The 13,655-nt window shown below is 40.5% G+C and carries 10 protein-coding genes; 6 read left to right on the top strand and 4 right to left on the bottom strand.

The window, feature by feature from the left end; translation table 11 throughout:
- Positions 1–63 precede the first annotated feature (63 nt).
- From Q0779_RS08405 to Q0779_RS08395, 3 genes are all read left to right on the top strand, one after another.
- Complete coding sequence (locus Q0779_RS08405) at positions 64–960, top strand: isocitrate lyase/PEP mutase family protein (protein WP_298771565.1); 897 nt, start codon at positions 64–66, stop codon at positions 958–960.
- Positions 961–1,160: 200 nt separating this feature from the next.
- Entirely contained in the window at positions 1,161–2,798 is a 1,638-nt protein-coding gene (locus Q0779_RS08400) for a DUF1800 domain-containing protein (protein ID WP_298771563.1), read from the top strand.
- Between the two features lie 12 nt (positions 2,799–2,810).
- A complete protein-coding gene (locus Q0779_RS08395) occupies positions 2,811–4,184 on the top strand; it encodes a DUF1501 domain-containing protein (RefSeq protein WP_298771561.1) in 1,374 nt (457 codons plus the stop codon).
- Here Q0779_RS08395 and zapE read toward each other — a convergent pair.
- The gene (gene zapE / locus Q0779_RS08390) at positions 4,169–5,371 is read right to left on the bottom strand and encodes a cell division protein ZapE (RefSeq protein ID WP_298771559.1); all 1,203 of its coding nucleotides are present in this window, start codon (positions 5,369–5,371) and stop codon (positions 4,169–4,171) included. The two genes, Q0779_RS08395 and zapE, sit on opposite strands and share 16 nt — an antisense overlap.
- A gap of 731 nt (positions 5,372–6,102) precedes the next feature.
- Between zapE and Q0779_RS08385 the strand changes: the two genes are divergently transcribed.
- Positions 6,103–7,827 (top strand): potassium/proton antiporter, encoded by a 1,725-nt coding sequence (locus tag Q0779_RS08385; protein ID WP_298771557.1) that lies wholly within the window; start codon positions 6,103–6,105, stop codon positions 7,825–7,827.
- Between the two features lie 100 nt (positions 7,828–7,927).
- Here Q0779_RS08385 and Q0779_RS08380 read toward each other — a convergent pair whose 3' ends face one another.
- Positions 7,928–8,854 carry an LpxL/LpxP family Kdo(2)-lipid IV(A) lauroyl/palmitoleoyl acyltransferase gene (locus Q0779_RS08380; RefSeq protein WP_298771556.1) on the bottom strand — a complete coding sequence of 309 codons (927 nt, stop codon included), beginning with the start codon at positions 8,852–8,854 and terminating at the stop codon, positions 7,928–7,930.
- A gap of 98 nt (positions 8,855–8,952) precedes the next feature.
- Here Q0779_RS08380 and hldE point away from each other — a divergent pair, with 98 nt between their 5' ends.
- Entirely contained in the window at positions 8,953–10,383 is a 1,431-nt protein-coding gene (gene hldE / locus Q0779_RS08375) for a bifunctional D-glycero-beta-D-manno-heptose-7-phosphate kinase/D-glycero-beta-D-manno-heptose 1-phosphate adenylyltransferase HldE (RefSeq protein WP_298771554.1), read from the top strand.
- Complete coding sequence (locus Q0779_RS08370) at positions 10,380–11,234, top strand: hypothetical protein (protein ID WP_298771552.1); 855 nt, start codon at positions 10,380–10,382, stop codon at positions 11,232–11,234. Before hldE ends, Q0779_RS08370 begins: the two co-directional genes overlap by 4 nt.
- 25 nt (positions 11,235–11,259) lie before the next feature.
- On the opposite strand, the gene Q0779_RS08365 is transcribed toward Q0779_RS08370, so the two are convergent.
- Both Q0779_RS08365 and argS read right to left on the bottom strand, forming a co-directional pair.
- The gene (locus Q0779_RS08365) at positions 11,260–11,844 is read right to left on the bottom strand and encodes an SPOR domain-containing protein (RefSeq protein ID WP_298771550.1); all 585 of its coding nucleotides are present in this window, start codon (positions 11,842–11,844) and stop codon (positions 11,260–11,262) included.
- Between the two features lie 7 nt (positions 11,845–11,851).
- Positions 11,852–13,597 (bottom strand): arginine--tRNA ligase, encoded by a 1,746-nt coding sequence (gene argS / locus Q0779_RS08360; RefSeq protein WP_298771548.1) that lies wholly within the window; start codon positions 13,595–13,597, stop codon positions 11,852–11,854.
- Positions 13,598–13,655 lie beyond the last annotated feature (58 nt).

Below are 13,655 nucleotides of genomic sequence, written 5' to 3'. Positions count from 1 at the left end.
TTGTAGGTATCGACTATATTTGATCTAGATTTTAATTGTCGAAATAGAAACAAGAAGGTCATTATGTTAAATCAAGTGCATTTAGTTGAAGACTTAAGACGGCAGTTATTGACGCCTAATATCATATTGATGCCGTGTGCCTTCGATGCTTTGAGTGCCAAATTGATTGAGCAAGCGGGTTTTTCTTTGACATTCATGAGCGGCTTTGGGGTGTCTTCAGCACGGCTTGCCATGCCTGATACGGGCTTAATTAGTTACCATGAAATGCTAGAGCAGGGCCGAAATATTTGTCATGCAGTGGGCATTCCGGTGTTTGGTGATGCGGATACGGGTTATGGGAATGTAATGAATGTACAACGGACCGTACATGGATATATTCATGCAGGATTTGCAGGCATTATGCTTGAAGATCAGCAGAGCCCAAAACGTTGTGGCCATACAAAAGGTAAACAGGTGGTCAGCCAATTGGAGGCAACTGAGCGTTTGGCCGCAGCCGTTGATGCACGTGAACAAGCCCGAAAAATGGGTCATGATATTGTTATCATTGCAAGAACAGATGCTCGAGCGACATTAGGGCTCGATGAGGCGATTGCTCGAGGACAAGCGTTTCAACAATTAGGGGCTGATATTATTTTTATTGAGGCGCCACAGTCAGTTGAAGAAATGGAAATGATTTGTACTGAAATATCGGCTCCACAAATGGCGAATATGATTGCAGGGGGGGTGACGCCTGTTTTACCTTCAGAAGAACTTGAAAAGATAGGATTTAAATTAGCTGCGTATCCACTGAGTTTATTGACTGCATCGGTTGAAGCGATGCAACAGACGTTATTCAAACTTAAATTCGGCCAAAAAATTGAATCCAATCTCAGTTTTGAGGATTTACAAAAGCATATTGGTTTTCAGGATTATGATAATAACTTGAGGCGTTTATCGACGAAGAAAAAGCCTGATGTATAATAACTGAAGGGAATCTCAAGAGGGTCACCAATTGGCATAAAAGTGCATTTACTGCTTTAATTAGTGGTTAAGGATACAAAAAGTAAAAGTCTAAGCTTACGGCAATTACGACAAAAGGACTTGTGATTATGTGTGCTGTATTTCACATTGTATTACGCAAGAAAATAACGAGCTTTTTTCTACTCCTCGGATTTTGTTATGTGTTTAATGCATTCGCAACAAACAGCGGTAATAGCAATTTTATTTCTCACCCTCTGGTTTCTGTCGATTCATTTGTTAGTTCAAATACAGTTTCTGATGATGCCGCTGCTCGACTATTACAACAAGCCACATTTGGTCCAACGATTGAGGCTATAACCGATGTAAAAGCATTGGGCATTGAAGCTTGGATCGATCATCAAATTAACTTACCCGCTTCCTTTCATGCGCCGCTCATTACCCAAGATTACACTCACAGTAGTGCAATTCGATTAAGTGCTTGGTGGAAAACGGCCATTGGCAGTGATGATCAATTAAGACAGAGAATGGCTTTTGCGTTGAGCCAAATATTAGTGGTGTCTCAAAATGCAGCAAAGCTCTATGAACGTCAAGAGGGATTAATTCATTATTATGACTTATTAGTACAGCATGCATTTGGCAATTACAAAGCGCTATTGTATGCCGTGAGCTTGAGTCCTGTCATGGGGAAATATCTCACTCATTTAGGCAATGCAAAGGCGACGGCAACGACCCATCCTGATGAGAATTATGCTCGAGAGCTATTACAATTATTTTCTATTGGATTACATGAACTGAATATCGATGGCAGTAAAAAGCGAGATGAATTAGGTATGCTTATTCCTGCGTATACTCAAAATCAAGTTGAAAGCTTTGCAAAGGTTTTTACTGGATGGTGTTTCGCTGAGCCGACAAATGATAGGTTTTGTAATTCTAGCAATGATTATGTCACGCCCATGCGAGCATGGAATGATTATCACGATCAGACAGAAAAGGTGCTTTTATTAGGGCAGATCTTGCCCGCAATGCAAGCCGCTGAAGTGGATTTACAAGGGGCATTAGATAATCTGATGGCTCATCCAAACGTGGGGCCTTTTATCAGTGAGCAATTAATAAAGCGATTAACGACTTCGAATCCGAGTCCAGAGTATATTGCTCGGGTGGCTCATGTGTTTAATGACAATGGCCAAGGTATAAAAGGGGATTTAGCGGCAGTGGCGAAAGCCATATTACTCGATAATGAAGCACGTAATGGTCATGAGTTATTTCCAGATAGGTTTGGCAAAATTAAAGAGCCTTTGTTGCGGATGACGCAAATGTGGCGAGCATTACAGGCGATAGCATTACATGATAATTTTAGAATTTATAATATTGGTTCCAAAACAGGCCAAGAGCCGTTAAATGCGCCTTCAGTGTTTAACTTCTATTCGCCAGATTTTACTACGCCAATGTTAGCCTCATTAGATTTAGTGTCACCTGAATTGCAAATTAGCCATGAATCCCAATTAGTCGAATTTTATAATTATTTATTTTCGCCTATTCGATATGGTATTGCTGAACGGACATCAGCAGAAGAGGCGAGATATTTCTGGCTTTATAACCAATTTACCCCACTGGTTGAATTGTATGAGTCTGAAAATGGTGATGACTTAGTCATTGAGCGATTAAATTTACTTTTTATTGCAGGTGATATGAGTGCGGATTTTAAAATAATATTGAAGGAGTTGATAAGCGATATTCGTACTTATGATGAAAGTCGTGATGCGTATAACCCTTATATTACAATGGCAAACCTTATATTGGTGATCATGTTATCGCCCGAGTTTGTGGTGCAAAGATAATGAGGTGTTGTTATGAGTATCTCAGTCAATGAGCGTCGTGCATTTTTAAAACAGATCCTCTACGGGGGGATGGGAGTGGCGGCATTGAGTTCAATGCAAATGTCATTACTCAATGCCGCTGTTGCCCAATCAAGTTCGGCTTCTGATTACAAAGCATTGGTGTGCGTGTTTCTGTTTGGCGGTAATGATTCGTATAACATGTTAATTCCTTTGGAAGGACAGGCCTTGATTGATTATCAAATGACGCGGCAAAATTTAGCCCGTGAACAGGCTCTTGCCATTTTTCCAGAATCACAAGTTGTCGATGGAGGCATTGGGTTAGTGCCTGAATTGATGGGGGTGAAAACACTTTTCGAACAAGGTAACCTTGCTATTCAAGCTAATGTAGGAACGTTAATAAGGCCGACAAATAAAACAGATATCATTAATAAAATAGCGTTACTACCTGCAGACTTATATGCGCACAATAGTCAGCAATTGACTTGGCAAAGAGGAGCCGAACTTAATCAAAACAATACGGGGAGTACTGGCTGGGCAGGACGAGCAATAGACTTACTGCAATCCAATTTGAATGCACCCTTTATCGAAAATGTCAGTCTAACAGGGCATAATATTTGGCAGTCAGGTATGAATACATCGGCATATCATGTCAATGCAGATACTGTCGATTCACTCAGAATTTATAAGCATCATGCGTATGCATCTATTAGAAAGCCACTGTTAGAACAGCATATTTATGGGACGGTTTTTTCACATCCTCTGGCGCAATCTTATAATCATGTGGTAAAAAGTGCAGAAGATAATGCGCAAATTTTAACAGGAGATTTATCTCTTCTTGCCCCTCTTGAGATTGATATTCCAAGTAACAATGCTTTAGCAGCGCAATTAGCGCGAGTGACTGATTTGATTCGATTAGGGAAGCAGCAAGGACTGTCTAGGCAAGTGTTTTTTGTGGGCTTAGGTGGCTGGGATACGCATAATAACCAAATCGCTAATCATCCTAAACTACTCACATTATTGAATGATGCTTTATTTTATTTTTACCAGACACACTTAGCCATAGGGGCTGAAAATGAGGTAGTGAGTTTTACTATGTCTGATTTTGGTCGTACATTAATGCCTAATGGTGATGGTACTGATCATGGTTGGGCCGGACATCAATTTATCCTAGGAGGAAATGTTCAAGGAAATTTATATGGCATATTACCTCCATCAACATTGACTCATGAACATGTATTAAATGGGGGAAGAATGATCCCGAGCACGTCTAGTGAGCAAATGTTTGCTTCCTTGGCTCGATGGTATGGTGTAGGAGAGGGGCAATTGGAGGATTTATTTCCTAATTTGCAGTATTTTGACAACGACATTGACTATTTTGCAGTTTGAGTGTTCAGGTATTCTTCAGATTGCATTTCTTGAAGTCGGCTTAATGTGCGTTTGAACTCAAAGCTGAGTGCACCTTCAGTGTACAATTCCTCTAATGGGACTGCAGCACTTAAATAGAGGTGAACTCCTTGATCATAGAGTTCATCGACGAGGCTAATAAAGCGCCTAGCGGGATCATCATTAACAGCATAGGATAATTGCCTTTCACCTGTAGGAATATGTATGTGTCCATCTTCTGTGCCTCTTGCGCGGATCCAACTGCGCGGCTGACCGCCTAGAACAGGAATGTTACTCAGTAAAACATGAGTGAACTGACTGGCTATTTCAATATAATCGAGTTGAGATCTTGGGCCTTCGCATAAAGCATCAAAGCTAAGCCATAAACAAGATGCGGAATATTTTATCGTGTCGATTATTCGGCCATGGATCAGTAAGCCTTGGGAAATAAATAATGTTTGTTGAGGTTCTTTTTGTAAATGGTTTTGATTCAGTGTGTTGAATAAAGTATTAAAGTCAATTTCATGGGGGAGAAAATAGGTTTGCTGAAATTGTAAGGAGCGTAATCGATGATCTTGGTTGCCATTAAGATGAACTTGCTTAGTATGGCTTAGCAGTAAATCAATGGTGGGTACAAACCGTTGTCTTTGGAGGCCATTTCGATATAAATTTTGAATTTGAATGTTGGATGTCGCGACTAATACGATGCCTTGATGAAATAAAGCGTCAAATAGGCCTGCAAGTATCATGGCATCGCCAATATCGGATACGAACAGTTCATCAAGACATAATACATGGGCCTCTTTTGCGATACGTCTAGCGATGCTTTTTAAAGGATCACGTTGCCCAGATTCTTGTGCCAGTTCTTTATGTATTCGTGCCATAAAGCGATGAAAGTGTAATCGCATTTTAGGTGTTTGAGTAAGGCTGTTGTAAAACATATCCATAAGAAAGGTTTTTCCTCGACCCACATCCCCCCAGAGATACAGCCCTTTTGGAGGATTATTTAAGGAAGGGGGCTGCTTATTAGTTATTGCTTGGTAAAGCCTCTCTAGTGTGACTACCGCTTCCATTTGAGTGGGATCTTCATTCAAAACATGGCGATCAATTAAGCCTTGATAGGCATTTAACGGACTGATTGCTGGAATGGGCTCGTGTAGGTTTTTATTGTGGAAAAATGAATGTTTCATCAAGAATTAGACTAATACTGATTGAATTTAACTGCTGGCGAGTTCAACAGCACCTTTAGGGTTAAGTATAACCTCAAGGAGGGAAAAATGAACTGCAGAGCAACATTTTTGTTTTTCAATTGCTAGCTCCTTATTGCTGTATGACTGTGTCTGGCCTCATTGAGGCCTGCAATTTAGGATGGTTTGGGTATATACTTTGGGATAATGATTTGTGGATAATAGGTTTTTTATCAATGGATCTCGATGTTGACACTGTATGTTGCTTCGATGAATGAGATGATACGTGATGAAGAAAGTGAGATTATTTAGCATTTACGGGAAACTTTATCGTTAGAAGTTGATATTGATCCGATAAAAAGGGAATTATTAACGTTTTTATCAATTTTAAATAGCTATCTAATTTATTTATTCTTGATTAATTTATTGAAATTAAACCACTTTAATTCAATTGGTCATTTATTTGTTTGCTTTGTGCTTTTTTATTGCTTTAGTTATGATAAGTTAATATTTATAAACATTACAAATGAATCGTCAATAAATTAATTTTAATTATAAGCTATTGATATTTAGGTTGTATAATCTATTTTTATGATTTTCTATATATTGTTTGTTTTTTGTTATGTTATTTGATTGTATGTTTTTATTGTAAATTAAGATTGTATTGGGCGCTGGAAATGAGTGCTTAGGAATAGTGGAATATTCAATATTACGGAAATATTTAAGGAGGTTGTTTGAACGCTGAAACTATTAATAACTTTTTTTTGATTGGCGCATTGCTAACGGCTGTGAGTGTGCTTTTAAGTTCAGTGTCTTCGCGTGTCGGCCTCCCTATTTTATTGGTTTTTCTTTGTGTCGGTATTTTAGCGGGTGAAGATGGCCCTGGTGGAATTGTTTTCGATAATTATTCTGTTGCTTATTTAGTGAGTAACCTTGCGTTGGCAATTATTCTACTTGATGGTGGTATGCGCACTAGAGTGAGTAGTTTCAGAGTGGCACTTTGGCCTGCTTTATCGCTTGCGACCTTTGGTGTCGCTTTAACGACGATCATTACGGGAGCATTAGCGTCTTGGTTATTTAATTTAACCTTGCTGCAAGGCATGTTGGTTGGCGCGATAGTGGGATCAACTGATGCGGCTGTGGTGTTCTCTTTACTCAAAGGGAAAAGTATTAACGAACGTGTTGGCGCAACGTTAGAAATAGAGTCAGGTAGTAATGATCCTATGGCTGTTTTTTTGACTGTGACTTTAATTGCTGTCATTGCCAATACTAATAACGACATGTCTTTTAGTTTCATGCTAACAAGCTTTGTTAAACAGTTTGGAATTGGGGGTATTTTAGGCATAGGTGGTGGCTGGGTATTATGGCAACTCGTTAATCGAAGTCATCTCGCTGATGGACTGTATGCTATTTTGGTACTCAGTGGTGGTTTAATGATTTATGCCATTTCAAGTAAGTTAGGAGGCAGTGGTATTCTTTCTATTTACTTAGTGGGATTATTTTTAGGAAATAACGCCACAAGGGGGAAGCATACTATTTTAAATATTCTTGATGGTATGACATGGATGAGCCAAATAGGTATGTTCTTGGTATTGGGATTATTATTAACGCCTTCAGATTTAGTTGATTTAGCTTTACCTGCTTTGGGCTTGGCTTTTGGAATGATTTTTTTTGCAAGACCTGTTGCCGTTTGGTTCAGTTTATCGCCTTTTAAAAGTTTTAAGACCCGTGATCGTTGGTTTATTTCATGGGTAGGCTTGCGAGGAGCTGTCCCTATTATTTTGGCAGTATTTCCTATGATGGCAGGGCTGCCGGGCGCACAACTTTATTTTAATGTTGCCTTTTTTGTTGTGTTGGTATCCTTGCTTGTACAAGGAACAACCTTAGCGAAAGCGGCGAAATTAGCAAAAGTGGAACTTCCTTTAAAGCCAACGCCAGCTTCGCGTTCTGGTTTAGAGGTGTATCACAAAAGTGATTGGGAGCTGTTTGTATATCACTTAAGTGAACACAAGTGGTGTATTGGCGAGCCATTAAGAAGGCTTGATATGCCAGAAGGAACCAGAATTGCAGCCTTGTTTCGTGATCGTGTGATGCTTCACCCTTCTGGAAGCACTCAGTTAAAAGCAGGGGATGTGCTATGTGTGTTAGCACATGAACATGATTTAGATGCGTTAGGCACCTTATTTAGTGAGCCACCAGTTGATAAAGAATTACCTCGGTTTTTTGGTGATTTCTTCATTGATGCAAATGTGCTATTAAGTGATTTTGCGCCTATGTATGGCATTAAATTAAGCACTGAATATGAACATTTAAGCATTTGTGAATTGATTAATATGAAGCTAGGTGAGAAGCCTGTTGTAGGAGATCAATTTGAATGGCAGTCATTGTATTGGGTGATTTCAGAAATTAAAGACGGTTCACCATATAAAGTGGGGATAAGGTTACCCGCTTCAGAATAATTGCTTTATGGTATTGCTGTTGTCTGTGTTGTTGTCTAGTCCTAAAAAAGGCCCGAAATTCAGGGGCCTTTTTTATTATACTATCAATAATATATTGGTATCAGGAATATAATGAAGGATCATTGGGGTTAGGTCGTGTTTTAAAACGTCGATGGAGCCACATATACTGGGCTTTATTTCGGCTAATTAAGGTTTCAACAATTTTGTTGGTTCGTTTAGCATCTTCAATTTCATTCTCACCTGGGAAATCGGCTAATGGAGGCAATATTTCCAAGGTATAACCTTTATCATCATCATCGCGCTCAACGAAGAACGGGATCACTACAGCTTTACCTAATCGTGCTAGGCTGGTGGCACCTGTGATCGTTGCCGCTTCCGGTACATCAAAAAAAGGGATAAAGGTTGCACTGGAGCGACCAAAATCTTGATCTGAGGTATACCAAATCACATCTGGATGCCTTAAACAGCGTACCATTTGTCTGAGATCGCGTTTAGGGACTAATGCTTTATTTGATCTGAGTCTTCCTCTTACCTGTAAATACTCGATGACAGCATTATTATGTGGGCGATAGACGCCAACTCCGGGTTGAAATTGACCAAAGATCCGAGCGCCCATTTCCAATGGTAAACAGTGGACAGCGAATAAAATGACGCCTTGTCCATTGTTTAATGTTTCTTCTATATGCTCCTTTCCTTTGATTTGCATATGTTGTTGGATTTTTTTATCAGTCCACCACCATGCATTGATCGTATCAAAAATCGCTTTACCTGTTTCTTCAAAGTTACGTTGTAGTAGTATTTTTTGTTCTTTTTTTGTCATATCAGGAAAACAAAGCTCAATATTACGCTTGGCTGTTGATACACGACTCCCAATGAGTTTCATGGCTAATCGTCCCAATAGGGCACCCGATTTTAACTGAATAGGTAAAGGTAAACATTGAGTTAGTCTCATAATGCCAACACCTAGCCAGATTAACCAATACTTGGGGTGACATAGATTTAATGAAAATTCTGCTTTCTCGACCACTGATAACCCAAACTTTAGAAAAATTACGTATTATTCTAACTCAAATGAATGCAAAATTAGGTACAATCGTATTAATTTTTTTAAAATGAATAGGCGCCATGAAGATTACTCTCCCCGCATTTGAAAACGCAAACGTTCTGGTTGTTGGTGATGTCATGTTAGATAGGTATTGGGCTGGCCCTACTGGGCGGATCTCTCCGGAGGCTCCTGTACCTGTCGTTAAAATCGATCAACATGAAGACAGACCCGGCGGCGCCGCGAATGTCGCTATTAACATTGCGGCAATGGGAGGGAGGGCTCAATTGGCTGGTATAGTGGGTGAAGATGAGACGGCTAAAGCACTGACCCAAAGTATCCAAACATCCGGTGTTGAACCAGTATGGCATTGTGTTGATTCAAAGCCCACTATTACTAAGCTAAGGGTCATGTCTCGAAATCAACAGTTGTTACGATTAGATTTTGAAGAAGCTTATTCTCAATTTGAAAGTGATACCTTACTCTTAAAGGCAAAATCATTCGTCCCTGATGTTGATGTCATCATCTTGTCTGATTATGCCAAAGGGGCTTTAGTATCACCGCAAGATTTTATTCAATATGCCAATGAAGTGGGTGTTAAAGTCTTGGTTGATCCTAAAGGGAAAGACTTTTCGCGTTATCAAGGCGCTTACTTATTGACACCGAATATGAGTGAATTCGAAGACGTGGTGGGAGAAGTGACTTCTGAGATTGAGCTCGTTGAAAAGGCGCAGGCATTATTAAAGCAATATAATATCCAAGCTATTTTAGTGACACGTTCAGAAAAAGGCATGACGCTGATTAAGCGTGAGGGCGGGGAGTTACATATTCCAACAGTCGCTAAAGAAGTGTTTGATGTTACGGGAGCTGGAGATACGGTTATTTCGGCATTAGCGACATCTTTGGCTGCAGGCAGTGAACTTGAGCAAGCTTGTGCTATTGCCAATATGGCTGCGGGCATTGTGGTGGGTAAGCTTGGTACGTCAACCGTGACCCGGTTAGAGCTTATTGAAGCGCTTTCATCAAGCCATGGCGAAATGGGGTTTGGTAGTGTGAGTGAAGATCAGCTCATGGTGGCGATGGAGCAAGCTCAGGCCAGAGGTGAAAAAATTGTGATGACAAATGGCTGTTTTGATATTTTGCATGCAGGTCATGTGAGCTATTTGAAGCAGGCCAGATCATTAGGCGATCGTCTTATTGTTGCAGTGAACAGTGACGATTCTGTGAGGCGTCTTAAAGGTGAGGGGCGTCCAGTAAACCCTGAAGATCGAAGAATGACCGTGCTCGCTGAGCTTGCTTCTGTTGATTGGGTAGTCCCTTTTAGTGAAGATACACCTGAGCGTATCATCAGCCAATTGTTACCTGATTTATTAGTAAAAGGGGGCGATTATAAAGTCGATGAAATAGCAGGCGGTGAAGCGGTAATTGCAGCAGGTGGAAAAGTTGAAGTATTAGGTTTTGAAGAAGGTATTTCAACCACGGCCATTATCGAAAACATTATGGATAATCGTTGAGTTTAAGTGCGCTATCGTTAATCTCTGGCTTGTTTTGGGTTGAACTTACTTCAAAACAAGCCTTGGTTTGTCCGATTCAGTATTTTGATGATTGCCTGCAACAGTTGTCGCTCGATACTCGTGCGCAATTATCTGGTATACATGAACAATTAGTGCATGACATGTCTGGACGTTCAGTCATGGTGCTTCCCTTGAAGGATGAGCGTGTAGCTGGACTTGTATTGACAGCACCAGAACATCAGTTATACACACAAGTCTTGCATTTGAATACAGAGATATTTGAATTTACGCTTTATGAGCAAGAAGAGTTGAGTCTTTGGCATGAAATGGGTCATTTAGAAGCACAAGACTTAGCCAATAGTGTTTTTGAGCGACCTTTGACTCCCTTTGAGCACGAATGGATAGCAGACTGCTTTGTTATTTGGAAAGTGGCTCATCACAAGCCCAATTTTACCCTAGCTTGGCAACAATACCATAGACGAAATATTGATGTGATGTCTCATATGGCTTCATTGTCTCATTGGACAGTGCCTGTGTTATGGACAGTACTGAAGGAGTTTGATCTGCAGTCTTTGAGATCATTTATCCATTTCAAAGATTTTTTACAGGCTTACCTTGATTTGAGGGCATTGCCTTCGAAAAATGATTTATTTGAACTTTCAGGTTTATTACAACAGACCTTTGCAGTCAAAACTTCAACATCGTTACCGCATTACCTTTATTGGCGTAAGACAGAGTTAACTAGATATTTGCGTCCGACACTAGAAGCCTTAATGGGAGAAGACAAGGCGAGTGATTGGATAAACAGTTCGAATTTGTATTTAAAAAACGGTGAAAAAACCCGCAAATAAGCGGGTTTTTTCATTTAAACAGCCTTTAATTGCCTTCCCATAGCCAGATTTGACAACCGTTGAGTCCACCTCTTTGCAGTATATGGCGCTGTTTCTCGGCTAAGCGCTTACTTTCATAAGGGCCTAAAACGACCTTATACCAGATGCCGCTCGTACCTTGAACTTTTCTAATAATGGCTTCTAAGCCTTGAAAAGCAATAGTGGCTTTCATCGATTCTGCTTGAGATTCTTTTCTAAAAGAAGCACATTGAATTTGATAAGGGCGTTTAGGTTTTACAGGCCTTTTGCCACTGACATCCACTTCAACCTTTTTATTTTCGAGCTCTTCAAGGTAAGTCCATTCTTCTTGAGGTGCTGGGGGAAGTGCTTTGGGATCGGGTTTAGCAACAACAGTTTTAACGGGAGTTTCTGTCACAGTGTTGTCAGCTTTTTTAGGCGCTGTTGAACTGCCGCTTATACTCCATAGTAAATACCCAAATGCACTTAATCCAATGATAGTAATTAATAAAATTAACAATGGAAAGCGCCGTGAGACTTGTCCATTCCCACGATTTTTTTTCCCTTTTTTACTCTTCTTAGGGTTACGGTTAGCGTAATCACGACTGGTCATAATAAAATTACATGCGTTCTAAAGTGTTAATACCAAGCAAATCTAAGCCTTGCTTTAATGTTTTAGCCGTCAGCTGCGCGAGCAGCAATCGACTGAGTTTTTCTTGCTCATTATCAGCAGCCAGTACTGGACAAGCTTCATAAAAGCTTGAAAAAGCGCCAGCTAATTCAAATAAATATAGGCACAGAGCATGGGGCTGACCTTTCTCAACCATGCGAGTGATGACCTCGCCAAATTGGGCTAATTTATTGCCTAAGGTTTTCTCTCTTTCATGGTCAAGTACTATGTTGGCTTGGCTTAAGTCAATGCCGTCTGCACGTTTGAAAATGCCCGCAATACGCGTATAAGCATAAAGTAAGTAAGGTGCTGTATTGCCCTCAAAGCTGAGCATTTGTTCAAAGCTAAAAATATAGTCGCTGGTGCGGTTTTTAGACAGATCCGCATATTTGACAGAAGCAATCCCCACTGTGTTGGCAATATTAATCAGCTCTGCTTCATCCATATCAGGATTTTTACTGCGTACCAATTCTAATGCTCTCGTATTGGCTTCATCCAATAAGTCGACAAGTTTGACAACACCACCCGATCGGGTTTTAAAAGGACGGCCATCTTCGCCATTCATGGTGCCAAATCCCATATGCTCTAAACTCATATCTGGGCGGACAAAGTGAGCATCACGAGCCAGTTTGAAAACTTGTTGGAAATGGAGTCCCTGACGTAAGTCAACAAAGTAAAGGGTGCGATCGGCCTTTAATGTATGACTGCGATAGCGCATTGCGGCTAAATCGCTCGTGGCATAAAGATAGCCACCATCGGCTTTTTGAATAATAACGGGCAGTGGATCGCCGTCTTTAGTTTTAAATTCTTTTTGAAAGACAACTTTAGCGCCATTACTTTCAGAAAGCAGCCCTTGCTCATTTAGCTCGGCAACGACATTGGCTAAGTCAGCATTATAAGTACTCTCACCTTGCACATCTTCGCGAGTGAGACTCACGCCTAAACGTTGATAAACATCATGACAATGGCTTAATGAGATATCATTAAATTCACGCCATAGTTTATTACAATATTCGTCGCCAGATTGCAGCTCAACCACTAATTGACGAGCACGGGTTGCAAAAGTGTCTGATTCATCAAAGCGTAATTTAGCGGCACGATAAAAATGTTCAAGATCCGCTAGCGCCATTTGCGCTTGCTCACCTTGGTTGGCTCGTAGCTCTTCCATATAGGCGAGCAACATACCAAATTGTGTTCCCCAATCTCCAACATGATTTTGTCGAATAACCGTGTGACCTAAAAACTCAAGGGCGCGAACCACACTGTCACCGATAATGGTGGAACGTAAATGACCGACATGCATCTCTTTTGCAAGGTTAGGTGATGAATAATCGACAACGACTCTCTGTGATTCTGGTTTAGTGATCCCATGAAGGGGATCGTTCAGTGCAAACATCAATTGATTGGCTAATGCATTTTCATCAATGAAAAAGTTGATGAAACCAGGGCCTGCTATTTCAACTTTAGCGACATGGCTTGATGGCGGTAAATTGTCGATGATGAGCTGGGCGATATCTCGCGGGTTCTTTTTAGCGACTTTGGTGAGCATCATTGCCAAGTTAGTTGCAAAATCACCATGGCTCTTATCTTTGGTTCGGTCCACTTGAATGCGGGCTTCAAAATCTTCGGGGATGATCCCCTGTTGCTTAAGGGAAGTGATTGCATCTGCGAGTAAAGACTGAGTATGTGATTTCATTGGCGTTTAATCGATACTTACTAAAGTAAAAAATGGGAAAGAATAACCGCACATTTTA

The sequence above is a fragment of the uncultured Shewanella sp. genome, from assembly GCF_947491715.1.
Taxonomy (GTDB): Bacteria; Pseudomonadota; Gammaproteobacteria; order Enterobacterales; family Shewanellaceae; genus Shewanella.
Note: the sequence above shows the minus strand (reverse complement) of the source record. Positions and strands in the feature narration are given on the sequence as shown.

What these genes read in the sequence shown, in the direction of transcription:
- Q0779_RS08405 (WP_298771565.1), top strand. Translation starts at nt 64, where the DNA reads ATGTTAAATCAAGTGCATTTAGTTGAAGACTTAAGACGGCAGTTATTG.
- Q0779_RS08395 (WP_298771561.1), top strand. Translation starts at nt 2,811, where the DNA reads ATGAGTATCTCAGTCAATGAGCGTCGTGCATTTTTAAAACAGATCCTC.
- zapE (WP_298771559.1), bottom strand. Translation starts at nt 5,371, where the DNA reads ATGAAACATTCATTTTTCCACAATAAAAACCTACACGAGCCCATTCCA.
- hldE (WP_298771554.1), top strand. Translation starts at nt 8,953, where the DNA reads ATGAAGATTACTCTCCCCGCATTTGAAAACGCAAACGTTCTGGTTGTT.
- Q0779_RS08365 (WP_298771550.1), bottom strand. Translation starts at nt 11,844, where the DNA reads ATGACCAGTCGTGATTACGCTAACCGTAACCCTAAGAAGAGTAAAAAA.
- argS (WP_298771548.1), bottom strand. Translation starts at nt 13,597, where the DNA reads ATGAAATCACATACTCAGTCTTTACTCGCAGATGCAATCACTTCCCTT.